20 protein-coding genes are annotated in these 24,872 nt (G+C 65.9%); 9 read left to right on the top strand and 11 right to left on the bottom strand.

The annotated features are described in order from the left end of the window. The first annotated feature begins 43 nt into the window (after window positions 1-43). Both FHW85_RS07705 and FHW85_RS07700 read left to right on the top strand, forming a co-directional pair. Window positions 44-1,810, top strand: a complete 1,767-nt coding sequence (locus FHW85_RS07705; protein ID WP_168647880.1) for an autotransporter assembly complex family protein — start codon at window positions 44-46, stop codon at window positions 1,808-1,810. Window positions 1,811-1,821: 11 nt separating this feature from the next. Then, complete coding sequence (locus tag FHW85_RS07700) at window positions 1,822-5,571, top strand: translocation/assembly module TamB domain-containing protein (RefSeq protein ID WP_168647879.1); 3,750 nt, start codon at window positions 1,822-1,824, stop codon at window positions 5,569-5,571. Between the two features lie 62 nt (window positions 5,572-5,633). On the opposite strand, the gene FHW85_RS22555 is transcribed toward FHW85_RS07700, so the two are convergent. From FHW85_RS22555 to FHW85_RS07685, 3 genes are all read right to left on the bottom strand, one after another. Next, the gene (locus FHW85_RS22555; RefSeq protein WP_168647878.1) at window positions 5,634-6,803 is read right to left on the bottom strand and encodes a hypothetical protein; all 1,170 of its coding nucleotides are present in this window, start codon (window positions 6,801-6,803) and stop codon (window positions 5,634-5,636) included. A gap of 214 nt (window positions 6,804-7,017) precedes the next feature. Next, the gene (locus tag FHW85_RS07690; RefSeq protein ID WP_167256573.1) at window positions 7,018-7,758 is read right to left on the bottom strand and encodes a thioredoxin family protein; all 741 of its coding nucleotides are present in this window, start codon (window positions 7,756-7,758) and stop codon (window positions 7,018-7,020) included. Window positions 7,759-7,780: 22 nt separating this feature from the next. Beyond that, window positions 7,781-9,244: an MFS transporter gene (locus FHW85_RS07685; protein WP_168647877.1), complete on the bottom strand. Its 1,464-nt coding sequence runs from the start codon at window positions 9,242-9,244 to the stop codon at window positions 7,781-7,783. Window positions 9,245-9,557: 313 nt separating this feature from the next. On the opposite strand from FHW85_RS07685, the gene FHW85_RS07680 reads away from it, so the two are divergent. The 3 genes from FHW85_RS07680 (at window position 9,558) to FHW85_RS07670 (ending at window position 15,240) form a co-directional block, all read left to right on the top strand. Beyond that, a complete protein-coding gene (locus FHW85_RS07680) occupies window positions 9,558-12,893 on the top strand; it encodes a GH92 family glycosyl hydrolase (protein ID WP_168647876.1) in 3,336 nt (1,111 codons plus the stop codon). 20 nt (window positions 12,894-12,913) lie between these two features. Continuing rightward, on the top strand, window positions 12,914-14,404 hold the full coding sequence (locus FHW85_RS07675) for a serine hydrolase domain-containing protein (protein ID WP_168647875.1): 1,491 nt from the start codon (window positions 12,914-12,916) through the stop codon (window positions 14,402-14,404). Between the two features lie 542 nt (window positions 14,405-14,946). Continuing rightward, entirely contained in the window at window positions 14,947-15,240 is a 294-nt protein-coding gene (locus tag FHW85_RS07670) for a hypothetical protein (RefSeq protein ID WP_167256565.1), read from the top strand. 154 nt (window positions 15,241-15,394) lie between these two features. Here the strand turns inward: FHW85_RS07670 and FHW85_RS07665 are convergent, their stop codons facing one another. Further along, window positions 15,395-16,426 (bottom strand): NADP-dependent oxidoreductase, encoded by a 1,032-nt coding sequence (locus tag FHW85_RS07665; protein ID WP_168647874.1) that lies wholly within the window; start codon window positions 16,424-16,426, stop codon window positions 15,395-15,397. Between the two features lie 83 nt (window positions 16,427-16,509). Continuing rightward, entirely contained in the window at window positions 16,510-17,112 is a 603-nt protein-coding gene (locus tag FHW85_RS07660; RefSeq protein ID WP_168647873.1) for a TetR/AcrR family transcriptional regulator, read from the bottom strand. A 126-nt stretch (window positions 17,113-17,238) separates the two neighbouring features. Here FHW85_RS07660 and FHW85_RS07655 point away from each other — a divergent pair, with 126 nt between their 5' ends. Together FHW85_RS07655 and FHW85_RS07650 are read left to right on the top strand one after the other, a co-directional pair. Beyond that, entirely contained in the window at window positions 17,239-19,302 is a 2,064-nt protein-coding gene (locus FHW85_RS07655; protein WP_168647872.1) for a M13 family metallopeptidase, read from the top strand. A gap of 362 nt (window positions 19,303-19,664) precedes the next feature. Further along, window positions 19,665-20,096, top strand: coding sequence for a universal stress protein (locus tag FHW85_RS07650; RefSeq protein WP_167256443.1), 432 nt, complete (start codon window positions 19,665-19,667; stop codon window positions 20,094-20,096). A 6-nt stretch (window positions 20,097-20,102) separates the two neighbouring features. Here the strand turns inward: FHW85_RS07650 and FHW85_RS07645 are convergent, their stop codons facing one another. Next, window positions 20,103-20,936 (bottom strand): helix-turn-helix transcriptional regulator, encoded by an 834-nt coding sequence (locus tag FHW85_RS07645; protein WP_167256441.1) that lies wholly within the window; start codon window positions 20,934-20,936, stop codon window positions 20,103-20,105. Between the two features lie 151 nt (window positions 20,937-21,087). Here FHW85_RS07645 and FHW85_RS07640 point away from each other — a divergent pair, with 151 nt between their 5' ends. Next, a complete protein-coding gene (locus tag FHW85_RS07640; protein WP_168647871.1) occupies window positions 21,088-22,080 on the top strand; it encodes an alpha/beta hydrolase in 993 nt (330 codons plus the stop codon). Window positions 22,081-22,169: 89 nt separating this feature from the next. Beyond that, window positions 22,170-22,361, top strand: coding sequence for a hypothetical protein (locus tag FHW85_RS07635; RefSeq protein WP_168647870.1), 192 nt, complete (start codon window positions 22,170-22,172; stop codon window positions 22,359-22,361). Between the two features lie 168 nt (window positions 22,362-22,529). Here FHW85_RS07635 and FHW85_RS07630 read toward each other — a convergent pair whose 3' ends face one another. The 5 genes from FHW85_RS07630 to FHW85_RS07610 form a co-directional block, all read right to left on the bottom strand. Then, window positions 22,530-22,982 (bottom strand): hypothetical protein, encoded by a 453-nt coding sequence (locus FHW85_RS07630; protein ID WP_168647869.1) that lies wholly within the window; start codon window positions 22,980-22,982, stop codon window positions 22,530-22,532. Then, window positions 22,969-23,532 carry an HAD family hydrolase gene (locus tag FHW85_RS07625; RefSeq protein ID WP_210427731.1) on the bottom strand — a complete coding sequence of 188 codons (564 nt, stop codon included), beginning with the start codon at window positions 23,530-23,532 and terminating at the stop codon, window positions 22,969-22,971. The genes FHW85_RS07630 and FHW85_RS07625 overlap by 14 nt, the downstream gene beginning before the upstream one ends. 7 nt (window positions 23,533-23,539) lie before the next feature. Then, the gene (locus tag FHW85_RS07620; RefSeq protein ID WP_168647868.1) at window positions 23,540-23,842 is read right to left on the bottom strand and encodes a hypothetical protein; all 303 of its coding nucleotides are present in this window, start codon (window positions 23,840-23,842) and stop codon (window positions 23,540-23,542) included. Between the two features lie 102 nt (window positions 23,843-23,944). After that, the gene (locus FHW85_RS07615) at window positions 23,945-24,244 is read right to left on the bottom strand and encodes a hypothetical protein (protein ID WP_168647867.1); all 300 of its coding nucleotides are present in this window, start codon (window positions 24,242-24,244) and stop codon (window positions 23,945-23,947) included. Between the two features lie 19 nt (window positions 24,245-24,263). Then, the gene (locus tag FHW85_RS07610; RefSeq protein WP_168647866.1) at window positions 24,264-24,587 is read right to left on the bottom strand and encodes a hypothetical protein; all 324 of its coding nucleotides are present in this window, start codon (window positions 24,585-24,587) and stop codon (window positions 24,264-24,266) included. Window positions 24,588-24,872: the final 285 nt, after the last annotated feature.

Below are 24,872 nucleotides of genomic sequence, written 5' to 3'. Positions count from 1 at the left end.
AGGCGATGCATTCGCCTGCCGCCCCAATGGATGGAACCCCCGCATGCGCCGACAACGACGCCTGGGCCTGGCCGCCCTGCCCCTGCTGTTGCTGAGCCCGTTCGCGCGGGCCGGCGTGCAGCTGGTGGTGGACGGGGTGGACGACACGCTCAAGGCTCCGGTGATCGCCGGCGTCGAACTCTCCCAGTACGCCAACCGCGACGTGAGCGAAGCCCAGGTGCGCCGCCTGTTCGAGCGCGCGCCGGAGCAGGTGCGCAGCGCGCTGGAGCCCTACGGCTATTACGAAGCCAGCGCCGCAGGCGACATCCAGCAGAACGGCGCCGACTGGCGCGTTACCCTGCACGTGAAACCGGGCGAGCCGGTGCTGGTCAGCGCAGTCGAGGTCAAGCTCGACGACGAGGCCATGAAGATTCCCGCCGTGCGCCGCGCCGAGCGCGCGGTGGAACGGCTCAAGGGCCAGCAGCTCAATCACGGCACCTACACCAGCACCCGCGACGCGCTTGCCGGCGCGCTCACCGCCAACGGTTATCTGTCTGCGCGCATGGTCACCCACCGCGTGGAGGTCAACCGCGGCGAGCGCACCGCCACCATCGCGCTGGCGTGGGAAGCCGGCAAGCGCTACCGCTACGGCGAAGTGCACTTCGAAGGCTCGCAATTCAAGCAAGGCTTCCTTCAGCGCTACGTGCCGTTCAAAAGCGGCGACTATTTCCAGCAGGACCAGCTGCTGCAGCTGCAGCAGGCGCTCAACGGCGCCGACTATTTCTCGGTGGTCAATGTGCTGCCCGACGTGGACGAGGCCAGGGACGGCGTGGTCGACGTCACCGTGCAGCTGGCGCCGGCCAAGCGCACCATCTACACCGGCGGTCCCTTCGTCGGCACCGACACCGGCGCCGGCGTGCGCGCCGGCATGGAGCGGCGCTGGATCAACCGCAGCGGCCACAAGTGGAAGAACGAACTGGTGCTGGCGCAGCGATTGAAGACGCTGTCCACGCTGTATTCCATTCCCATGCCGGGCGACAACCAGCGCTCGTTCAACTTCGGCGCCAACTTCCGCGACGCCAACACCGACACCTCGAAATCGCGCACGCTCGAACTGGTCGCCAACGAAACCCGCCTGTGGCACGGCTGGACGCGCACTGTCGGCCTGCATGCGCTGTCCGGCACCTTCACCGTGGGCAAGCAGGCCGGCGAGAACGACAACGTCGCCGGCATCGAGCACGGCCGCAGCACGCTGTTCTATCCGGAGGCCTCGCTGTCGCGCAAACAGGCCGACAACCCGACCTTCGTGCGCAACGGCTGGGCGATCGACATCTACGCGCGCAGCACGGTCGGCACCTTGCTGTCCGACGCCAGCTTCAGCCAGCTCGCCGCGGATGCGAAGTGGATCCGCGCCTTCACCAAACGCGACCGCCTGATCCTGCGCGGCAGCGTCGGCTATACCTGGACCAACGACTTCAACGCGCTGCCGCCGCAGCTGCGCTTCTTCGCCGGCGGCGACCGCTCGGTGCGCGGCTACGGCTTCCAGACCATCGGCCCGCGCAACGACTTCGACCGCGTGGTCGGCGGCCGCAACCTGCTGGTGGCCAGCTCCGAAGTGGAGCACTACTTCACCCGCAACTGGGGCATGGCCGCCTTCGTCGACGCCGGCAATGCTTTCGACGGCACCGATTACCGGCCGCGCGTCGGCGCGGGCCTGGGCGTGCGCTGGCTGTCGCCGGTGGGCATGATCCGCGTGGACGTCGGCACGCCGGTCAATGACAAGCGCGAACACGGGGTGCAGTTGCATCTCGTGATCGGGCCGGACTTGTGAGGAACATGACGATGGCCAAGTGGCTCAAGCGCATCGGCATCTTCCTCGGCATCGTGGTGCTGTTGCTGGCGGTTGCGCTGTGGTGGCTGCTGGGCAGCGCGTCCGGCCTGCGTTTCGCCTTGGCGCGCGCGCAAGCCTTCACCGATGGCGCGCTTACCGTGCAGCAGGCGGATGGCCATCTCGCCGGCCCGCTGCAGCTCAAGGGCCTGCGCTACGCCGACGGCCAGGGCATGGAAGTGAAAGTGGCCAGCGCCACGCTCGACCTGCGCCTGTGGCCGCTGCTGCGCAAGCGCGCGCATGTGCTGAACCTGGATGCCGACGGCATCGAGGTCGCGCTGCCCAAGCCGAAGGAAGAAGAAAAACCCGGCGAAAGCAGCTTTTCGCTCAAGCCGCCGCTGGACATCGTGCTGGACCGCGTCCACGTCGGCGCCGTGCGCATCGTGCAGGCGGACGAGCCGCTGTTCGCCTCCAACCGCCTGGACCTGGCCGGCCAGTGGACCTCCGCCGGCATCGAGCTGCACCAGCTCAACCTGCTGGCGCCGGATGGCCACGCCGACCTCAACGGCAAGCTCGTCATTGCCGCCGGCGAACAAGGCGACGGCGCCGCGGGCTTCGCCTGGAAGGTAGCAGGCGTGGAATACGCCGGCAGCATCGAAGCGCACGGCGACGGCAAGCGCATCAAGACCGAACTCAAACTCACCCAGCCCACCGCGCTGCAACTCACCGTGGACGCCGCGCAGCGCGGCGACTACGACTGGAACGCGCGCCTGGACGCGCCGCGCTTCGATCCCAAGCCCCTGCTCGGCGACAGCTCGCTCACCGCGCTGGGCCTGGCCCTGCAGGGCAGCGGCGACCGCCACGGCGGCACGCTGCAGGGCAAGGTCGATCTCAACGACTACCAGCTGCTGCTGCAGCCGCTGAGCGCGCGCTTCAGCGACGATTTCAAGACGCTGCAACTGCAGAAGCTCACCCTGGGCTCGCCGCAGATCAAGGGCCAGCTCGAAGCCAACGGCACCGTGCAGCTCGGCGCGCAACCGGTGAGCGGCGACCTCACCATCGCCTGGAAAGACCTGCTGCTGCCCGCGTCGCTCGCCGGCCAGGACCTGGCCAGCCAGGGCAGCCTGAAAGCACGCGGCAGCGCGGATGCGTTCCATGCCGAAGGCGATGTGGACGTCGGCCCGCCCGGCAGGCTGGCCAAGCTCGCGCTCAATCTGGACGGCACGCCGAAACTCGTCACCCTGCACACGCTGGAACTCAAGCAGCCGCAGGGCGGCATGCAGGCCAAGGGCACGCTCACCCTGCAGCCCGCGCTGGCCTGGCAGCTCGAAGCCACGGCGAACAAGCTCGACCCCGGCCAGCTGCTGGCCGGCTGGAACGGCGCGCTCGATTTCGACATCGCTACCGACGGCACACTGCCGCAGAACCAGCCCGACGCCACGCTGGATATCCGCAAGCTCGCCGGCACCCTGCGCGACCGACCCGTCCGCGCGCAGGGCAAGCTGCATCTCACCCCGCAACAAGTGGTGGACGGCAAGCTCGATCTCGCCTCCGGCGGCAGCACGGTCAAGCTCGACGCCAAACCCGGCGCCAGCAACGACGCACAGCTCGACCTGGCCATCGCCTCGCTGGGCGACTGGCTGCCGGATGCGCAAGGCCGCGTACAGGGCGACCTGCGCCTGCGCGGCAAGGCGCCGAAGCTCTCGCTCGACGCCAGGCTGCAAGGCAATGGCATCGCCTACGCCGGCCAGACCGTCGACAGCCTGCACCTCAACGCCAACCTGCCCGACCTCAGCAACCCGGGTGGACAGCTAGACCTGGAAACCGGCGCCGCCAGGCTCGGCGGCCTGGATTTCAAGCGCATCGACCTGCACGGCGAAGGCAGCTCCGCACGCCACAGCCTCACCCTGCAGGCCAGCGGCCAGCAGCTTTCCACGCGCGTCGCGCTCAGCGGCGGCATGAAGGGCAGCGCGTGGAACGGCACGCTGTCCACGCTGGACCTGGAGCCGCAGGGCATTCCGCGCTGGCATCTGCAGCAGCCCTCGCAGCTGGGCTACGACAACGGTGCGATGAGCCTGTCCGAGCTGTGCCTCACCGCCGGCGAGCCGCAGCTGTGCGTGGCCGCCAGGCAGGACAAGGCCGGCAATCTCGACGCCAACTATCGCCTGCGCGACTTGCCGCTCGCGCTGCTGATGACCTTCGCCGGCCCCGGCATGCCGATGCGCGCCGACGGCACCCTCGGCGGCAGCGGCAGCATCCGCCGCAACGCGGCCGGCGCGCTCAGCGGCAGCGCCTCGATCACCTCGCCGCGCGGCGCCGTCACCTATGTCGACCGCGCCGACCAGCCGCTGCTGTCCTACAACGAACTCGCGCTGCAGGCCCAGCTCAGCCCCTCCAGCCAGAACGCCACCTTGCACGCGGGCCTCAACGACGGCGGCCGCATCGACGGGCAGGTCTCGATCAACGGTGCGCAGCAGGCGCTGGGCGGGCAACTGGAACTGCACCTCAACAATCTCAAGTTCATCGAACTCTTCAGCAATGAAGTCGCCGAGGTGAAAGGCGCGGCCAACGGCAGCTTCCGCTTCGCCGGCACCGTGGCGCAGCCGCTGGTTTCGGGCCAGGCGGCCGTCACCGGCTTCGCCGCGGAAGTGCCGTCAGCGGGTTTGAAGCTCAGCCAGGGCCAGCTCACCGTCAGCACCACCGACGCCAGGCAGTTCCTGATCGGCGGCAGCGTGCAGTCGGGCAAGGGTTCGCTGCGCATCGACGGGCATGCGGGCGTCGGCGAAGGCGCCACCACCGCGATCAACGTCAAGGGCAGCCAGTTCACTGCCGCCGACATTCCCTCGGCCAAGGTGATCATCTCGCCCGACCTGCAGATCACCCAGGACGCCAAGGGCATCAACGTCGGCGGCGACGTCACGCTCGACACCGCCGACATCGACGTCTCCCGCCTGCCCGGCGCGGGCGCCACGCAGGCCTCGCCCGACGTGGTGGTGGTGGACCAGGAGCAGCAGGCGGAGAAAGCCAAGGCCTTGCCGATCACCGCTTTGGTGAAGGTCGATCTGGGGCGCAAGACGCATCTGGTCGGCTTCGGCCTGGACGGCCGCCTCAGCGGAACGCTTACCGTCAGCGAGCGTCCCGGCCGCGCCACCACGGGCCAGGGGCAGATCACCGTCGACGGCATCTACAAGGCATACGGGCAGAGCCTGCAGATCGAGCAGGGACGCTTGCTGTTCGCGAGCACGCCGGTCGACAACCCCGGCCTGGATATCCGCGCGGCGCGCAAGCTCAATCCGAATGCCACCATCGACGAAGGCCAGAAGGTGGGCCTGATGGTGTCCGGAACGGCACAGCGCCCGATGCTTACCGTATTCTCCAATCCGGTGATGGAGCAATCGGATGCGCTGTCGTACCTGATCACCGGCAAGCCACTGTCGCAGGTGAAAGGCGGCGAAGGCGATATGGTCGGCGCGGCGGCGCAGGCGCTGGGTTCGGCGGCGGGCGATCTGCTGGCCAAGAGTGTGGGCAGCAAGCTCGGTATCGACGACGTGGGTGTTTCCAGCAACGAGGCGCTGGGCGGAACGTCGGCGTTTACCGTCGGCAAATTCCTGTCGCCGCGTTTGTATCTGAGCTATGGCGTAGGGTTGTTCGAACCTGGGCAGGTGGTGACGCTGCGTTATCGCTTGAGCCATCGGTGGAATTTCGAGGCGCAGAGTGCGACGGATTTCAATCGGGCGAGTTTGAATTACCGCCTGGAGAAATAGCATCAGATACCACGTCCGTGCACGGGCGCCCCAGCCAGGCGCCCGTGCACCGGCGATGCGCTTCAATTCAGCGGCACTACCGCTTCGGCTTCGGCGGACATCGCCTCAGCCCGCTCCCTCCAAAGACGCGCCATATTCGCGACGCCAGGCTTTCCCAGGGCCACTCCGTGCATGTCCTTCACCGCGGGGTTCGAGTAGTAATTCACCCGCTTGCTCTGCGTCTGGTATCCCTGCGTATGACTGCAGAGGATCGTGAGGGATTTGCCATTGTCATAACCATGCCGATAACTGGCATCGCCCTCCGCGCAGTGATGGCCGCCGACGATATGACCTATTTCGTGCTTGAAAACATGCTTGAACTTCACGGTCTGCATGCTCGCCCGGCCTCCCGTCCACGCCATGCCTTCGGTCCCGTCTTCGGCCGTGGTATCGAAAAAGCCGGCGAACAGATCGGCTCCCTTATCGAACATGTCCTGCTCGAACAGATCGTAGCTCTTGTCCAGGTTCTCCGCGCTGATGATGAAGTCCTGCTTGATGGTCCGCACTCCCACCAGCCGCAGGCGAACCTTCTGCACCTTCGAGTTCTGCAAGGCCCGGTTGACCGAAGCGACCTGGGCGAGCGCATAGGCTTTCGCGTCTCCGACTTTCTTGACGGCAGCCTCCGAAAATCCCGCGAAGACATCGATCATGATAAAGCCCTTGGAATCGACGTCCGCTTTTCCAGCACGGTCCGTCGGCTTGGGCGGCCGGGGATTTTCGATACCGTCCGGATCCTTGAAGCCGTTGCCGCCATCGTCGTCGGCCGCATCGCGCATGCGTTGCAACCCGTGGCGGTCTCCGGCAATCAAGCCGCTTCGATGCGGCGCTTCGAGCATGGCGAGAAACTCGCCGTTATCGCGGTTTACCACCACCAGAGAACCTTGCACTTCGCCGCGCCCGTCGGTCAGAACGCTGCTCGCGACCCGGTAGTCCTCGTATCGATCAACCCAGCCATCGGGCGAAACCATCAGGTCGTGCAGGACCGGCGACCCCTTGCCGAAACTCGAACCGACCATCCCCCTGGGCGAGGCGGCCGGAAAAGCAAGAATACCCGGATCAAGAAAATGCCCGACCGATGGCGCCTGTTCTTCGGCGGCGATCGCGGTGGCCATGCTTCCACCGATCAACAACAGCATGGCGCCGATAAAGTAATACCTGCGCATAAATCCCCCGACATCCTGGCTTCGCTGCACGCCGCGCCACCTCGCCGTGGCGACGGCGCTCCCAAGGTCGGCCCCGCGCCGGCTCGAAGCCGGCTCAACAGGGCCGCAGCCTTGTGGACCAAGCTTTGACTCACCCCTGGTTTGCGGGCAAGAGCAGCCGATGGCGAGGGGATGCAAAGCGCATCAAAGACGTACTCAGAAATCGCGAGAGCCCGATATCCGCTTATCCGGAGCCGCGATGGCTTCAGGACGAAGAGTCTTTGCACCCGCATCCTGTCGAAGATCCATACCTGTCGCGCAATCGCACCCAATCCCCCAGCGACCGATACGGCCCGTTCTCGGCACGCCCCTTCGGCATCACATCCAGAAACCCATAGATCCCGAGAAACTGCTCGCCACCGCGCCCGAAAGTCGAGTACGTATGGAAGATCCTGCCATCCGCATCCTTGTAGAACACGCTGTCGCCCGAGTAATCCGTGCCCTCCGGTTTCTCTTCGCGATAGTTGTAGGTCGCCTTGCCCTGGGCCATCTGCTCCGGCGTGAACGACACCTGGAAGTCGTAGTTGAAGTCGCTGCGATGCGACGACACGAACGGAAACTGCCAGCCCATGCGTTGCCGCAGCGCTTCGATCTCCGCGATCGGCGCACGCGCTATCGCCACATACGCCACGTCGTGGTTTTCCAGATGCACCAGGATGCCGGCCAGATGATCCACTTCGAAGGAGCAGCCGATGCAGGGATTCTCCTGCCCCGGCCGCAGCATGAAGTGCTTCACGAACAGCTGGCTGCGCCCGCCGAACAGCTCGGCCAGCGTCACCGGACCCTGCGGCCCGTCGAACACATAGGGCTCGGTTACCTCGACCCACGGCAGCTCGCGCCGCGCGGCGCTGAGCTCGTCCTTCAGCCGCGTGAATTCCTTTTCCTTCTCCAGCAAGGCCACGCGCGCTTTTGTCCAGGCGTCGCGCGATACGGTCTGATGTTCCATCACGGCATCTCCTCGCAAGGTTTCAATGCGCCGACGCGGGCGCTTCGGCAGCCGCCGCTTCGCGCGGCCGCAGCAGCGTCGCGCCCAGCACCGCGCCCACCGCGGCAAAGCACGCGCCGGCCAGGAAGGCCGTGCGATAACCGGTCAGCAAGGCCGCGCCGCGCTCGACGCCACCGGCCAGCGCGGTGCCGGTCTGCGAGGCGGCAAGACTGGCCAGCACCGCCAGGCCCAGCGCGCCGCCCATCATGAAGGCGGTATTGACCAGGCCGGAAGCGAGTCCCGATTCCGACGGCTCCACATCGCCCATCGCCGCCAGCAGCAACGGATTGAACGCGATGCCCGCGCCCAGCCCCAGCAGCACCATGCCCGGCATGATGTCGATCAGGTAATGCCCGTCCTGCGGCGCACGCGCGAACAACAGCAGGCCCAGCGCGGCAAATGCCAACCCCGCGGCCAACGGCTTGCGGATGCCGAAGCGCATCACCAGCCTGGCCGAGATGCCCAGCGAGAACACCGCCATGATCAGGTTGGCCGGCAGAAACGCCAGGCCCACTTCCAGCGGCCCATAGCCCAGCACCAGCTGCATGTAGAGCGCGGACAGGAAGAACCACGCGAACATCGCCGCCGCCCACAGCACGCCCACCGTGTTGGACACCGCGATATTGCGCCGTACGAACAGGCGCAGCGGCATCAGCGGCTTGCGCACGCGCGCCTCGATCACGAAGAAAACCGCCAACAGCAGCAGCGCAACCGCCAGCTCGCCCAGCGTGCGCGCGGAAGTCCAACCCAGCTCATTGCCGTTGACGATGGCGTACACCGCCAGCATCAGCGCACTGGTCACGGTGATCGCACCGCTGACGTCGAGATGGCGCGTATCCGACACGCCCTTGGTCGAGGGCAGCAGCTTCGGCGCGAACGCGATCACCGCGATACCGATCGGCAGGTTCACCAGGAACACCCAGTGCCAGGTCAGCGTGCTGGTCAGTACGCCGCCGAGCATCGCGCCCAGGCTGCCGCCGCCGGCGCAGACGAAGCCATAAATGCCCATCGCCTTGGCGCGATCGGCCGGCTCGGTAAACAGATCCATGATCAGCGACAGCGCCACCGCCGTAACCACCGCACCGCCCAGGCCCTGAATCGCCCGCGAGGCGATCAGGAAGCCCTGCGTCTGCGACAGCCCGCAGGCCAGCGAGGCCAGCGTGAACAGCGCGATGCCGAGCAGGAAGAATCGCCCGTGGCCATACAGATCGCCCAATCGCCCGCCGAGCAGCAGGAAGCCGCCGTAGGTAAGCATGTAGGCGTTGACCACCCAGGCCAGCTCGATGTCGCTGAACTTCAGGTCGGTTTTGATCGAGGGCAGCGCCACGTTCACGATGGTCGTGTCGAGCACGATCATCAGCACACCCATGCAGAGCACCAGGAGTGCGATCCAGCGTCGGCGCTCGGGGTGGTCGGCGTGCGTTCCGGGGGAAACGTCGTTCGTCATGTTCGGCTCGCTTGCGGGGGAGTTGGCCGGGGCATCTTGCACCGGGTTTGTGAGGATGACGAATGTGGATGGCCGGAATCGACATCGGCTCGCGCAGTTCGATCGGCGTAGGTTGGGGTGAGCGGAGCGAACCCCAACGCGGGGATCGCGGTGGCGCGCGATGTTGGGGTTCGCTCCGCTCACCCCAACCTACGCCCGCATCCCGCACGCATTGCTGCGGCGCGGTTTGACAGACCTCATTTAGAACGATTCAAATCGGGCCTCCCGCGCCCGGTCCCCTCGCACCGCGCGCCCACGAGGGGAAGACCTACGCATGCGCCACCGCCTCCGCATCTCCGCTGTGAACCTCCTGACCTGCGCCCTGTTGCTCGCCCTGCCCCTGGCGCATGCCAGCCAGGACGGCGCCTTCTTCAGCTCGTTCGAACCGGGCGACCCGGCGCTGCGGACGTCCAAGTCCCCGCTCGCCGTCGACATCGCCGGCGGCCCGGATAAAAACGTGGTGCTCACCGCCAAACCCGGCGTCGGCTTCACCGGCCTGCACTCGCTGCATTACCGCGGCCAGGGTGGCAAGGCGCAGGAAGCCGCGCTGTTCGACGTCAACCTGCCGGTCGGCGCGCATACGCAACTCTCCTACCTGCTGTTCCCGGTCACTGGGGGCGACAACCTCGCCAACCCGTCCACCTACACCGCGGTGGACCTGGTCTTCGACGACGGCTCGCATCTCTCGACCCACGCCGCCAACGACCAGCGCCACGTCGCCGCCACCGCGCGCGCGCAGGGCGAAGGCCGCACGCTCTATCCCAACCAGTGGAACCGCCTGGTCATCGACGTGGGTGCGGTGGCGCAGGGCCGCACCATCAAGCGCATCGTGCTCGCGCAGGACGGCCCCGCCGGCACGGTGGAAGGTTTCCTCGACGACGTGCGCATCGGCGATGCGCCGGCGGATACCGCCACGCGCCCCAGCGACTACGTCAGCACCCTGCGCGGCACCAACTCCAACGCCGACTTCTCGCGCGGCAACAACGTCGTCGCCACCGCCCTGCCGCATGGCTTCAACTTCTGGGCGCCGGTGACGGATGCCGGCTCCGACTGGATGTACCAGTACCAGCAGCGCAACGGCGACGACAACCGCCCGCGCCTGGAAGCCCTGGTGCTGTCGCACGAACCCAGCCCGTGGATGGGCGACCGCCAGACCTTCCAGCTGATGCCGGCCAGCGTCGCCAGCGGCGCGCCCACCGCCAACCGCAAGGCACGTGCGCTGAGCTTCGGCCACGACCACGAGGTGGCGCGCGCCGATTACTACAAGGTGGCGTTCGACAACGGCATCGTCAGCGAGATCGCGCCCACCGATCACGCCGCGATCTTCCGCTTCACCTTCCCCGCCGCGCGCGGCCAGCTGGTGTTCGACAACCGCACCGACCAGGGCGGCATTACGCTCGATCCTTCCGGCCGCAGCTTCAGCGGCTACTCCGACGTGAAGAGCCGCCTTTCCACCGGCGCCACGCGTCTGTTCTTCTATGCCGAAGCCGACCAGCCCGTCAGCGAAAGCGGCAAGCTCGCCGGTGAAGGCCGCGACCACGTCGCGGCCTGGTTCGGCTTCGACACCTCGAAGAACAAGACCGTCAACCTGCGCATCGCCACCTCGCTGATCGGCGTCGACCAGGCCAAGCACAATCTCGAACTGGAGATCGCCAAGGGCGATACCTTCGACGCCGTGCGCGAACGCGCGCGCAAGCGCTGGGACGAACAGCTCGGCATCGTTGCGGTCAAGGGTGCCAACCACGACGAGCTGGTCACGCTGTATTCCAATCTGTACCGCCTGTTCCTCTACCCCAACTCCGCCTACGAGAACACCGGCGACCAGGCCAGGCCCGTCTACCGCTACGCCAGCCCGTTCTCCGCCCCCACCGGCGACAACACGCCCACCCATACCGGCGCGCGCGTGCTCGACGGCAAGGTCTACGTCAACAACGGTTTCTGGGACACCTACCGCACGGCCTGGCCCGCCTACACCTTGCTGGCGCCGCGGCAGGCCGGCGAGCTGATCGACGGCTTCGTGCAGGAGTACCGCGACGGCGGCTGGATCGCGCGCTGGTCCTCGCCCGGCTATGCCGACCTGATGGTCGGCACCAGCGCCGACGTGGCCTTCGCCGACGCCTGGCTCAAGGGCATCCGCAACTTCGACGTGCGCGGCTTCTACCAGGCCGCGCTGAAGGACGCGACCGTGCTCAGCCCGATCGCCGGCACCGGCCGCAAGGGGCTGGACCGCTCCAACTTCAACGGCTACGTGGACACCGGCACCAAGGAAGGCCTGTCCTGGTCGATGGACGGCTATATCAACGATTTCGCCATCGGCAACCTCGCCGCCGCACTGGCCGTCGACCAGAACACCAAGGATCCCTACCGCGCCAACTACGCCGCCGACGCCGCGTATTTCCACTCGCGCGCGCAGGACTACGTCAATCTGTTCAACCCCGAGATCGGCTTCTTCGTCGGCCGCGACGCCAAGGGCCAGTGGCGCTACACCAAGGCGCAGTTCGACCCGCTGCGCTGGGGCGACGACTACACCGAGACCAATGCCTGGAACATGGCCTTCCACGCCCCGCACGACGGCGCCGGCCTGGCCGCGCTGTACGGCGGCCGCGACAAACTCGCGGCGAAGCTGGACCAGTTCTTCGCCACGCCCGGCGAGTTCCACGTCGGCGGCTACGGCGAGCCGATCCACGAGATGCTGGAAGCGCGCGACATCCGCATGGGCCAGTACGGCCACAGCAACCAGCCATCGCACCACATCCTCTACATGTACGCCTACGCCGGGCAGCCTTGGAAGACGCAGGACAAGGTGCGCGACCTGCTGTCGCGCGTGTACCTGGGCAGCGATATCGGCCAGGGTTATCCGGGCGACGAGGACAACGGCGAGATGTCGGCCTGGTACGTGTTCAGCGCCGCCGGCTTCTATCCGCTGCGCATGGGCGCGCCGGAGTATGTGATCGGCGCACCGTTCTTCGCGCATATGGACATCAAGCTGGACAGCGGCAAGCACATCGTGATCGATGCGCCGCAGGTCAGCGACCGCAACCGCTACGTGCAGAGCCTGAAGGTGAACGGCCAGCCGTGGCATCGCCTCACCTTGCCGCATGAGCTGCTGGCGAAGGGCGCCACCCTGAGTTTCGAGATGGGGCCGCAGCCTTCGCACTGGGCAAGCGACGAAGCGGACTTGCCCGCTTCGCTGAGCGGCGCGGCCGGTCCGAAGCCGCTGCGCGACGTTACCGATGGCGGCAAGGGCGAGCGCGATGCAACCGGTGTCGCCAAACCGGACGCCCTGTTCGACAACGACGGGCGCACCGACACCACGCTTGCCGCGCACGCCGTGGTGCGTTGGCATGCCCCGGCAGCGGCGAAGGTGGCGATGTATACGCTCACCTCGGCAGCAGTGGGCAATGCACCCGGCGATTGGACGCTGGAAGGCTCGAACGACGGCAAGCAGTGGACCGCGCTGGACAGCCGCCATGGCGAGCGTTTCCCGTGGGCGGGGCAGACGCGTGCTTTCAGCATTGCCAAGCCGGGGGCCTACGCGTGGTATCGGCTGAGCTTCGGCAATGGCACCTCCATGTCGCTGGCCGAACTGGAGCTGCTCGGCAACGACTAAAAACGCCGGCGTAGGTTGGGGTGAGCCGCCAGGCGAACCCCAACAACCCGCAAGCCACACGCCTCGCCATGTTGGGGTTCGCCTGGCGGCTCACCCCAACCTACGCTGCGACGCTGCTACATTCCCTCGCCATCATCCACAGATGCAGGGACGCCATGAACCACTTCCGCACCGGCTGTCTGTTCGGCCTGCTGTGTTCCCTCGCCCTGCCGGCGCTGGCCAGCGAAGATCTCGCCGCGCGTGCGCAAGCGATGCTTGCCGCCGATATCGCCAATGGCAACCCCGGCGCCGCCGTGCTGGTGGCGCGTGGCAACCAGGTGCTCTACCGCGGCGCGGCCGGCATGGCCAATGTCGAACTCAGCGTGCCGCTTTCCGCGGACCAGCGCTTCCATATCGGCTCGATCACCAAGACGCTGACCGCCACCACCGTGTTGAAGCTGGCGGCGATGCACAAGCTGTCGGTGAGCGATCCGCTGTCGCGCTATCTGCCCGACTTCCCCAACGCCGCGCACATCACCCTGGCGCAGCTGCTGGACCATACCTCCGGCGTCAGCGACGACTGGGACGCCGGTCCGGCCGAGACCTTCGATACCAAGTCGCTGGTCGAGCGCATCGCAACCAAGGCGCCGGATTTCGCGCCCGGCGCGCAATGGCGCTACAGCAACTCCGGCTACATGCTGCTGGGCGCGGTGATCGAGCGCGTGACTGGCCAATCATGGGATCGCGCCATGCACGACCTGGTGCTGGCACCGGTCGGCATGCAGCGCACGCTGTATGCCGGCGACGAGTCCATCGTGTCCGGCCAGGTCGAGGGTTACAGCACCGATGCCAAGGGCAACGCGACGCGCGCGCCCTACTCCAGCATGACCGGTCCCGGCGCCGCCGGTGCGCTGAGTTCCACGGTGGACGATCTGTTCAAATTTCTGCGCGCGCTGCATCGCGAGCTGTTGCCGTCCGCATTGCGCGAAGCGATGACCACACCGAAGACCACGTCCGACGGCCAACCCGTGCCTTACGGCTACGGCATCGCGGTTGGCACTGTGCGTGGCAAACCCGTGTACGAACACAATGGTGGCATTGCGGGCTTCGCCACGCAGTTCACCTACTTTCCCGAGCAGGACGTGACCGTGGTGGTGCTTGCCAACACCGATGGTGGACGTCCGAATCCACGCGCCCTTGCGCACCGCCTGGGTGCGCTTGCGGTTGGCGATCCGTATACGAGCTGGATGCCGCAAGCGCTGTCCGCAGGTGACATGCAGGCACTGGCGGGCAGCTATCGCATCGCCGGCGACAGCAAGCATGTGCTCGTGATTCGCGATGCAAAGCTGACGATCCGGCGCGACGGCGGCCCCGAGCGCGAGCTGGCCGCGGCGAAGGGCGACGTGCTGTATTACGCGGGCGATGGCACCGACTACATCCACGTTGCGCGCGATGCGAAGGGGCATCCGATAGCGCTTGAGTTCCATTCTGATGGAATGCTCACCGCTCGCCGTGAACCACGACTGCCCTGACGGTTGCGATCTGCATCAACGATGCATTTATCGGATTACGACTACAGACAACCCTAAGTTGCTCTGCTAGCGTGATTGCGTTGCCCGCGCTGTGATGTCAAGACGCCTCGCGGGCAACCATGGCAGCAATGTCGTGAGTAGCGCGGGCCGAGGGTGTTAGAGCACCCCCGACCCGCTAACCACAACCAACTGAAACGGAGTTGATCATGGCTAACCCAGATCATACGGTACTTGCACGCTCGCCGATCCCCAGGGCGACACAACCACCGGCTAACCGGGCTGTCTGCACTCTTCGCGGATGCGGTTGAAGAACCGCGGCCTAAGAGTTTTCGCAGGTAATGAATCCTAGCCGTGCAATCCGGCGCGTTGCTTCGTGCAACGGCGAAGGCTGCTGAAGCCGCAACCCACTTCATCAATCAAGCCGCCCGGCACTCGTCCTTCGGGTTGCCGGTAAACCCCGAGTCCGTATGGTCGCGGCACGCCGTGCTGTCCGGCGGCGTGCCGTTCTCGGAACGAGGGCGGCGCATGGCAAGGAGTTGCTTATGGATATCTATGGCGAAGCGTGGCTCACACGCCACGTGGAATATTTTTCCGATCCGGAGGCGGGGCCGGATGCGTTGTTGAACGATGCCACCGAGTGGCTGCATTACGCACACAACGCGATTCGGTTGTTGGCAGAGATGGTCGAAGAACGCGGCAGTGTAAATGCGCAGCGGTTGCCGACCATGCTGGAAAGCATCGCGGTGCTTATCGAAATGGGGACGCGTTGCGCAACGCAGGCGCACCTGCGGATGCAGTGGCTGCAAGTTAGGAGTGAGGCAGAAGCAGCGGACTGACCTCAGCTCGTCATTCCGGCGCAGGCCGGAATCCAGTAGCGGGGCGCGCCATGGAGTGTTGATCCCCAAGCGCCGCTCTTGGGCGCTCTCACGACGACCGTGCGTTGTCGTTACTGGATTCCGGCCTGCGCCGGAATGACGGAAAAACTATGCGTCAGTCAGCGACCTTGACCACCAACTTTCCAAAATTCTTCCCCTCCAGCAGCCCGATAAACGCCTGCGGCGCATGCTCCAACCCCTCCACCACATCCTCGCGCAGCTTCACCTTCCCCTGCGCGATCCACTCCCCCATCTCACGCCGGAACTGCGCAAACCGCTCGCCATAGTGGTCGAGAATGATGAAGCCCTCCATCCGCACCCGCTTCTGCAGCACGGTGGACATCGCCAGCGGCAAGCGATTCGGCCCCGCCGGCAGCGACTTGTCGTTGTAGTGCGCGATGATCCCGCACACCGGCACGCGCGCATGGTTGTTGAGCAGCGGCAACACCGCGTCGAACACTTCGCCGCCGACGTTCTCGAAGTAGACGTCGATCCCCTTCGGGCAAGCCTCCGCCAGCTTCTTCGCCAACTCCGGATCGCGCCGGTCCAGGCACACATCGAAACCCAATTCGTCCACCGCGTACTGGCACTTGTCCGCGCCACCGGCAATGCCAACCACACGCGCCCCCTTCAACTTGGCAATCTGCCCCACCACCGAGCCCACCGCGCCAGTGGCGGCAGCCACCACCACCGTCTCGCCCGGCTTCGGCTGGCCGATATCGAGCAAGCCGTAGTGCGCCGTAAACGCCGGCATGCCCAGCCCGCCCAAGGCCAGCGACGGATGCGCCATATCGCCCAGCGGTAACAGGTCCTTGCCATCCGACAGCGCGTAGTCCTGCCAACCGGCATTGCTCAACACCAGATCGCCCACCTTGAATTGCGGATGCTTCGACGCCGCCACCCGGCTCACCGTGCCGCCCGCCATCGGCGCGCCGATCTTCACCGCTTCCGCGTAGCTCGGGCCGACCACGTCCATCAGGTTGCGCATATACGGATCGAGCGACAGATACAGCGTGCGCAGCAGCACCTGGCCTTCGGCGGGCTGCGGCACCGGCACTTCTTCCAGGCGCAGGTCCTGCGGCGTCGGCGCGCCCTTCGGATGCGCGGCAAGTACCAGGCGGCGGTTGACGGTGTCGTTCTGGGGCATGGGGATCACTCCTGTGGGGGATTAGACCGATCGTCTAGTCATCGGCCGCAAAAAAAGGCGGGAGCGCTTGCGCATCTCCCGCCTCAAACTTTGTCGTGCAGTCCGAGCAGTTGGCGTGTGCCGATCATCGCCGTGTCGAGCGGCGCGCGGTCGCGCGCGATCTTCGCCAGCAGGCTCGCGCCCAGCCAACTTTGATAAAGCATGGCCGCAACGGCGCGCGGCTCCAGCACCGGCTTCACCGAGCCATCCGCGCGCCCTTGCTCGATGCAGCGCGCCAACCGCTCGATCACACCGCCGGTGCCGCGCTCCAGCGCCGTGCGCATGCTCTCCGACAGATCGCACACTTCCGCGCCCAGCTTTACCGCCAGGCAGCGGCTCTGCGCTTCGTCGCCGGTCTGCGTATCCAGCCAGTCGTTGAAGTAGGCCAGCAGGCGCTGCGCCGCCGTGCCCTGCTGGGCCAGCAGCGCGTCGGTATGCGCGAGGTAGTTGCCGAAGTAGTCCTCCAGCACGGCTTCGCCGAAGGCCTCCTTCGAACCGAAGTAGTGATAGAACGACCCCTTCGGCACCCGCGCCGCGGCCAGCACCTCGGCCAGCCCCACGGCGGTGAATCCCTTGCTCAGCAACAGCGGCCTGGCTACATCCAGGATGTGCTGGCGGACGTCGGTGACTGGAGCGCTGGCGGTCATGGCGGCGCACTTTAATCGCCATTGGACCGGTCGTCTAGCAATCCGCCGGTGGCTAGCCCATTGGTCATGCCTGCGCATCCGCAAGCCCGGGTCTATCGTGAGCCACCTCTTCCCAGGAGCTCCACCATGAAGTCGAACCGATGGATTCTCGCCGCCACCATTGCGGCCGCCTGCGGCGTTGCACACGCGGCGCCCGCGCCCGCCCCTGCCGCCTCCGCCTCGGGCGTGGACCTGGCCGGCATCGATCACGCCGTGAAACCCGGCGACGACTTCAACGGCTACGCCAGCGGCAACTGGGCGAAGACCGCGCAGATTCCCGCCGACCGTTCCAGCACCGGCATCTTCCTCAAGGTGTTCGAGAAGGCCGAGAACCGCAACGCGGAACTGATCCGCGACATCGGCAAGAGCAACCCCAAGGCCGGCAGCAACGAGCGCAAGATCGCCGACTACTACGCCGCCTATATGAATGAAGCGGCGATCGAGAAGGCCGGCCTCGCGCCGATCAAGGCGCAGCTGGCCGAAGTCGACGCGATCAAGACCAAGGCCGACCTCGCCCGCGTGCTTGGCGGCACGCTGCGCGCCGACGTCGATCCGGTCAATGCCACCAACTGGTGGACGGAGAACCTGTTCGGCCTGTTCGTCACGCAAGGCCTGGAAGACCCTTCGCACAACGTGCCCTATCTGCTGCAGGGCGGCCTCGGCATGCCCAACCGCGACTACTACCTCAACGACGACGCCCAGATGAAGGGCTATCGCGAGAAGTACCAGGCGTATATCGCGGCGCAGCTCAAGCAGGCCGGCGTGCCGGATGCCGACGCCAAGGCGAAGGCCGTGCTGGATCTTGAAATCAAGATCGCCAAGGCGCAGGCCAGCATCGTCGACAGCGAGGACGTGCATAAGGCCAACAATCCGTGGGCGATGGCCGACTTCGCCAAGAAGGCGCCGGGCCTGGACTGGAACGCCTACTTCAGCGCGGCCGGCCTCTCGGGCCAGAAGACGGTGATCGCATGGCAGTCGGAGGCGATCAGCAAGCTCTCCGCCCTCACCGCCAGCGAACCGCTGCAGACCTGGAAGGACTGGCTGAGCTTCCACACCATCAACCACAGCGCCGGCCTGCTGCCCAAGGCCTATGCCGACGCCCGCTTCGAGTTCTACGGCCGCACCCTGAACGGCACGCCCAAGCAGCGCGACCGCTGGAAGCGCGCGGTGGGTTCCACCGGCGATGCGCTGGGCGATGCGGTGGGCCAGATCTACGTGCAGCGTTACTTTCCCGCCTCGTCCAAGGCGCGCGTGACGCAGATGGTGGACAACCTCAAGGCCGCCTTCAACGAGCACGTCGACACGCTGGACTGGATGAGCCCCGCCACCAAGCAGAAGGCCAAGGCCAAGATCGCCACCTTGAAGGTGGGCGTGGGCTATCCGGAAACCTGGCGCGACTATTCGTCGCTGGAGATCCGCGCCGACGACGCGCTCGGCAATTCGCTGCGCGCGGAGCAGTTCGAGTACAAGCACCAGCTGGCCAAGCTAGGCCAGCCCGTGGACAAGGGCGAGTGGTGGATGACGCCGCAGACGGTGAATGCGGTGAACCTGCCGCTGCAGAACGCGCTGAATTTCCCAGCCGCCATTCTGGAAGCGCCGTTCTTCGACCCCAAGGCCGACGATGCCGCCAACTACGGTTCGATCGGCGCGGTGATCGGCCACGAGATCAGCCACAGCTTCGACAATACCGGCGCGGAATTCGACGCCGAAGGCCGCCTCGCCAACTGGTGGACACCGGACGACCAGGCCCACTTCAAGGCCGCCGGCCAGAAGCTGGTGGAGCAGTACAACGCCTACGAGCCGCTGCCGGGCCTGCATATCAACGGCCAGCAGACCTTGGGCGAGAACATCGCCGACGTGTCCGGCCTGGCGATTGCGCATGCGGCGTATGTGAAGTCGCTGGGCGGCAAGCCCGCGCCGGTGATCGACGGACTGAGCGGCGACCAGCGCTTCTTCCTGGCGTTTGCGCAGTCGTGGCGCACCAAGACGCGCGATGCGGCGCTGCGGGCGCAGGTGATCGGCGACGGGCATTCGCCGGGGTCGTTCCGGGCGCAGACGGTGCGCAACCTGGACGCGTGGTATGAGGCGTTCAAGGTGCAGGCGGGGCAGAAGCTTTATCTGGATCCGAAGCAGCGGGTGAAGATCTGGTAAGGGTTTTTTCGTTCGATCTGGAGAGCCGCATCCGAAGGGGTGCGGCTTTCTTTTTTGGGTAAAGCGGAAGGGGGTATGGCTAGCCTTTGGCGTTGCGCTCCGGGCGGCCCCTCACCCCAGCCCTCTCCCCGGAGGGGAGAAGGGGTAGGTTGCGGCGGGTTGAAGGCAGTCTCCAAAAATCGAACTCTTCTCCCCTCCGGGGAGAAAATGCCGGCAGGCAGATGAGGGGCCATCCGAAGCGAACCCTTCCATCCAACGAAAGCCCAGTTGCAACCCCACCCCAATCAGCGGATATCAGAAACCGTCACCCGCCCTCGCCGCGCCCCAACCGCACGGCTGGCGAGCCACCTAGGGAGACGGCCATGTACACCCACATCCTCATTCCCACCGACGGCACCGACGCCTCCGTCCACGCCATCGACACCGGCATACGCCTCGCCGCTCAACTACATGCGCGAGTGCACGCCCTCCACGTACTGCCGCCGCTGCCGGCCGTGAGCTTTATCGCCGACATCGTCCAGGGCGACGCCTGCAAGCGTCGCTCCATCGGGCATGCCCAGGAATACCTCGACGAAGTGCGCGAGAAAGCCCAGGCCGCCGGCGTCCCCTGCGATGGCGAATACGTGTTCGACAACCGCCCCTACGCCGCCATCGCCGGCGCCGCCACCAAGCACCACTGCGATCTGATCGTGATGGATGCGCACACGCACAACGGTATCGAGCGCCTGATGCTGAGCAATGTCACGCACAAGGTGATTCTGTGCTGCGACGTGCCGGTGCTGGTCTGCCACTGACGGCGCTTATGGATTCCGTTCCGCCAGCTGCCGGCAGCGCGCCGCGGTAGCTTCGTCCATCGGGAAGCAGCACTCGATGTGCAGCTCTTCCAGCGTCACGTCGCGCGGCGTGCCGAAGGTGGTGATGGTGGAGAAGAAATGCAGCTGCTCGCCATCGCCCTGCAGCACGGTGGTCATCAGCGGCGACGGCGCGGAGGACAGGTCGCGCGTGCGCCAGCTCGCCGGCACGCCCGGGTAGGCGAGCACTTCGTCCAATAGCGCACGTGCTTTCGTGTCGGACGGCGCCGCCGCCACTTCGTTGTGCAGGTGGCGCACGATGCTTTCGGCGATCTCTTCCCAGTTGACCACCGCCTGGCGGAAGTCTTCCGGATCGAACATCTGCCGCAGCATATTGGTGTGCTTGCTGGGCCGGCCGTGCATCACGTAGTCGCCCACCCGCTCGGCCGCGCGGTTGGCGCCGAGCACGTCCCAATGGCGGTTGAGCAGGAAGGCCGGGTACGGCTCCTGCTGCTGCAGGATCGCGTCGATCGCCTTGCGGATCTGCGCCATCGCCGGCGTGGCCAGTTCGGTTTCCGGGTATTTCGCCGCGAAGCCCGCCGCCACCAGCAACGCGTTGCGCTCGCGCAGCGGCATGCCGAGGGTGTCCGCCAGGCGCGCCAGCATCTCGCGGCTGGCCTGGGACTTGCCGGTTTCCACGCAGCTCAGGTGGCGGGCGGAGATGCCCGCCTCCAGGGCCAGGTCGAGCTGGCTGAGACGGCGCGCGGCGCGCCATTCGCGTAGCAGTCCGCCTACGGCGGAAGCGGGTGCGGCCATCGGCAAGGGGGCGTGGGCTCGGTTCATGGGGCGCGAGCATACGGCGCGGTCCGTACCCAGACCAATGACCTGGCAGGTCATGCCGCCATGACCTGTCAGGTCATTGCCGCCATGCCGTCGCGAGCGAATCATCCGCTCCCATCAGCCGTCCCCTACGCACCATCCGGAGAGCACCGACATGCATCGCAGACAGTTCCTGACCCTGGCCGCGGGTTCCCTGGCCGCAGGCGCGCTCGCCGCCTGCGCTCCCCGCGCCGCGCAGAAGGCCATCGCCGCCGGCGGTTCCGGCAGCGGCAGCCTCGACAGCGTCGCCGCCTTCAACGCCGCCCGCCGCTTTGCCAAGACGCCGTTCGGCGAGATCGCCTACGTCGACCGCGGCAGCGGCCCCGCCGCGCTGTTCCTGCACGGCTTCCCGCTCAACAGCTACCAGTGGCGCGGCGCCATCGACCGCCTCTCGCCCTACCGCCGCTGCGTGGCGCCGGACTCCATGGGCCTGGGCTACACCCGCCCCGCGCCCGGCCAGAGCGTGACGCCGGCCGACCAGGTGCAGATGCTCGCCTACCTGCTCGACCAGCTGCATATCGACACCGTCGACCTGATCGCCAACGACAGCGGCGGCGCCGTCGCCCAGCTGTTCATGACCATGCACCCGGAGCGCGTGCGCACCGTGCTGCTGACCAACTGCGACGTGGAACCGGACAGCCCGCCGCCCGCCGTGCTGCCCGTGCTGGAAGCCGCGCGCCGCGGCAAGTTCGCTGACGAATGGCTGGTGCCCAACGTGCTCGACAAGAACTTCGCCCGCTCGCCGAAGGGCCTGGGCGGCGCCACCTTCACCTACCCGGCGCGCATGGCCGACGAAACCTTCGACATGTACCTAGGCCCGATCGTGGCCACGCCGCAGCGCAAGGCCTTGGCCGATGCTTACGCGCTGGGCCTGGATCCGAACCCGCTGGCCGGCGTCGAACCGCTGCTCAAGAAGAGCACCATCCCCACCCGCATCATCTGGGGCACCGGCGACACCATCTTCAAAGGCTCCGACCCGGACTACCTCGACAAGACATTGGGCAACTCCAAGGGTGTGCGCAGGATCGAAGGCGCAAACCTGTTCTTTCCCGAGGAATTCCCCGACGTGATCGCGGAAGAAGCGAAGAAGCTGTGGGGCATTGCCTGACACCGGCCTGCGCGAACACCTACACGCCGCCATAGCAACCGGCGGCGTACGCTGACCGAATGACTACGCCCCGCGAACAGCTTCAGGCCATGCTCGATGGCATCGCGCAGCAGGTCCCGCACCTGCTGCGCAACACCGGTGACCGCGACGAGTTCTGGAGCGCCTTTGCCACGCTCACCGATCCACCCTTGGCCGAGGCCGGGCCGGAGGATTTCGATTGGGTGAGTGCGCGGATTACGGAGATGCTGGAGGCGTGCGGGGTGACGCCGCCGGAGGCTTAGGCAACGCTGTAAGCGTGAATCCCTTCTCCCCTCCGGGGAGAAGGTGCCGGCAGGCGGATGAGGGGCCACTCTAGCGATGCCATTTCTACGCAGCGAAGAGAAGCTCTTAGGTCTTCGCGACTTTCAGTTCCCCCACCCGCCCCTCACCCCAGCCCTCTCTCACGAGGACTACCTTCCGATCGACCGGAGAGGAGAAGGAGCAAGGCGAACCGCTTCGCATGCGGCGCCAAACGACACTTCCAGCGCTTCGCCATAAGCGGCTTCCCACGTTGTACTGTCGAACAGCTCGAGCACGAAATCGCAGCCTGCATAGTCACCCTGGCGCACCGCCTCCGCGTCGATGGAAGCATGCTCGCTGGAAGCTACGATCAAGCAGTCATGAACTTGATCGATATCGTCGACGAAAGCCTTCAGCTCATTCCAAGCGAAGACAACACCCCGCGGCGATCCGAGACATGCGGCTTCGAACGCCGCCATGTCCATCCCATTGGGCGCCACCCCGACGCCATGAAAAAACAGGATGCGCCAGGTGTAGCCATGTCCAGGAAGCCGGCTGAGGAAATCCCGCAACGACACATGGCTCCCATCAGAACGGACCACAGGATATTCAAAGCGCTTCATCACCCGACCTGCGCCAACCGCGCTTCTCGATTCGCCTGACATCAGGCTCATTAGCCAGCCGCTGCAGATAAGGCGCCAGCAGAATCAACTCATCATCTCCGAGGTCGCCCTCGAACGGCTTCACCAGCACGAGATTGCCGTAACTACGCGCGTACTTCTGCGGCGTGTCGTCCACCGCCAGCACTTTCCTCAAGTCATAGCCGCGCCGCTTCACCTTGTGCAGCGACTTCGTATCCACCCACACGTCGCGCTCGAAGTCCCGCCGCGGCGTGCAGCGCTCGCGCGACCACACGAACTCCAGCGTCGACGCGTCCTCGAAAAGCATCGGCACGATCTGCGCCGCATACGCCGAAGAAGACGACGTCCACACGGCGAGCCGGAAATGCCTCGCCACGTGCTCAAGGAAATCCTGCACGCCGGGACGGAGATAGACGGCATACGGCCCGACTTGCCTTACCGGCGCATAGTCCAAGGCCTGCGGCGTGGCGTACACCAGAGTTTCGTCCAGATCCAGGATCAGCAGATGCCGCTCTTCCATCGCTCGATTCACTTACGCCTTATCCGTGCCAGGGCGAAGCAGGTTGCGTCAGAAACCCCGCATTCCACGCCCGCTCAAACTCAACCCTGGTCATCTTCTGCGCCACGAACTCCGGATCGGCATCGATTTCATCCAGCGACGGCACCGGCTTGTCATCCACCCGCGTATCGCCCTCCGCAAACCGCGCACTGGCCAGCGCCACCCGCCCATCCGCAAACCGTTCCAGCTTGCGGCGCGCGCAACCATCCGGCCCGACCTCGATCAGTATCTCGACGGGATAGCCGAGCCCCACGCCCTTCGATAAGACTCTGATGTATTCCACAAGGCATCACCTCCGCTATCACGAGAGCTGCTCGCGCTAGCGTGCCTGACTTCAATCAGACGATCCAGTTGCTACAGATGGCAACCAGGGCGGCATGGAAATTCAGCAGCCTTCCCGGATATCCAGGTTACCGATCGCCTGATCGATGTAACGACGGGCATCCGCTGCCATCAGCTGATCGCCGTCCAAGTGGGAAAGGAGCAACAGCTTTTCCAGGACATCCATATCCGGCTTCCGCTTCAGCCACCAATGAAACGCGCCATTCCGATCATGCTCGCTGCCAGCCTCGTCGCCCGGCCGGTAAAGCGCCCATTGCTCCAGAAAGAGCTCATCGGGATAGAGACCCCACTCTTCCCATTCGGGCGGAAACTTCATGAGCGATAGAAAATCGGCTTTCCGCATCCAGGCAGCCCCACTCGCCTCAAACCGGCGCATTGCTTCCTTGATACTGCTCCAGATGCCTCCGATGCAACGACCTCACCGAAGCAATGCAGACCACCGCATGCGGAATCGAGCGTAGATAGAGCAGCCAGTTCTCGTCGTCGCACTTGTAGAACCAGTTGCCCGCGTCGCCGCCCCAGCGTGCGGCGTCGGTGCGTTCCTGCAATGACAGCATCACGGCGCGGGCCTTGCCGGGCACGTCGAAGGTGACCCCGTAGCCGAGGTCGTCGCCGAACTTCAGGGATGGGTCGTCGAACAGGATCCTGAGGTGATCCTTCAGCTCATCGACGGTTTCGATGCGCATACCGTGAAACTCCTTTTCAGCGGTGGCCGCGTCTTGCGGTCGGGGAATTTTACCGGGGCGTGCCGGCGGGCCGCGTGACCGGGACCCCACTATCCGGCGGCAAGGTCCGCCGGGCGAAAAAGCGTGCGCCCGCTGTCCGCCGGGCTGTCCGGACAAGCCTGTCCACCTGTCCGCGGACAACCGCCCCGCGCCATGGCACTTTGAAGAAATGGCTCAACGGCGCGGCCTGCGAGCCATCGGAGCGGTTGGCACGCGCCTTGCCATATCTACCTTGCAAGACCAACC

Source organism: Dyella sp. SG609 (assembly GCF_012275375.1).
In the GTDB taxonomy this organism is placed as follows: Bacteria; Pseudomonadota; Gammaproteobacteria; order Xanthomonadales; family Rhodanobacteraceae; genus Dyella_D; species Dyella_D marensis.
Note: the sequence above shows the minus strand (reverse complement) of the source record. Positions and strands in the feature narration are given on the sequence as shown.

What these genes read in the sequence shown, in the direction of transcription:
- FHW85_RS07705 (WP_168647880.1), top strand. Translation starts at nt 44, where the DNA reads ATGCGCCGACAACGACGCCTGGGCCTGGCCGCCCTGCCCCTGCTGTTG.
- FHW85_RS07700 (WP_168647879.1), top strand. Translation starts at nt 1,822, where the DNA reads ATGGCCAAGTGGCTCAAGCGCATCGGCATCTTCCTCGGCATCGTGGTG.
- FHW85_RS07690 (WP_167256573.1), bottom strand. Translation starts at nt 7,758, where the DNA reads ATGGAACATCAGACCGTATCGCGCGACGCCTGGACAAAAGCGCGCGTG.
- FHW85_RS07685 (WP_168647877.1), bottom strand. Translation starts at nt 9,244, where the DNA reads ATGACGAACGACGTTTCCCCCGGAACGCACGCCGACCACCCCGAGCGC.
- FHW85_RS07680 (WP_168647876.1), top strand. Translation starts at nt 9,558, where the DNA reads ATGCGCCACCGCCTCCGCATCTCCGCTGTGAACCTCCTGACCTGCGCC.
- FHW85_RS07670 (WP_167256565.1), top strand. Translation starts at nt 14,947, where the DNA reads ATGGATATCTATGGCGAAGCGTGGCTCACACGCCACGTGGAATATTTT.
- FHW85_RS07665 (WP_168647874.1), bottom strand. Translation starts at nt 16,426, where the DNA reads ATGCCCCAGAACGACACCGTCAACCGCCGCCTGGTACTTGCCGCGCAT.
- FHW85_RS07660 (WP_168647873.1), bottom strand. Translation starts at nt 17,112, where the DNA reads ATGACCGCCAGCGCTCCAGTCACCGACGTCCGCCAGCACATCCTGGAT.
- FHW85_RS07655 (WP_168647872.1), top strand. Translation starts at nt 17,239, where the DNA reads ATGAAGTCGAACCGATGGATTCTCGCCGCCACCATTGCGGCCGCCTGC.
- FHW85_RS07650 (WP_167256443.1), top strand. Translation starts at nt 19,665, where the DNA reads ATGTACACCCACATCCTCATTCCCACCGACGGCACCGACGCCTCCGTC.
- FHW85_RS07645 (WP_167256441.1), bottom strand. Translation starts at nt 20,936, where the DNA reads ATGAACCGAGCCCACGCCCCCTTGCCGATGGCCGCACCCGCTTCCGCC.
- FHW85_RS07640 (WP_168647871.1), top strand. Translation starts at nt 21,088, where the DNA reads ATGCATCGCAGACAGTTCCTGACCCTGGCCGCGGGTTCCCTGGCCGCA.
- FHW85_RS07635 (WP_168647870.1), top strand. Translation starts at nt 22,170, where the DNA reads ATGCTCGATGGCATCGCGCAGCAGGTCCCGCACCTGCTGCGCAACACC.
- FHW85_RS07630 (WP_168647869.1), bottom strand. Translation starts at nt 22,982, where the DNA reads ATGAAGCGCTTTGAATATCCTGTGGTCCGTTCTGATGGGAGCCATGTG.
- FHW85_RS07615 (WP_168647867.1), bottom strand. Translation starts at nt 24,244, where the DNA reads ATGCGGAAAGCCGATTTTCTATCGCTCATGAAGTTTCCGCCCGAATGG.
- FHW85_RS07610 (WP_168647866.1), bottom strand. Translation starts at nt 24,587, where the DNA reads ATGCGCATCGAAACCGTCGATGAGCTGAAGGATCACCTCAGGATCCTG.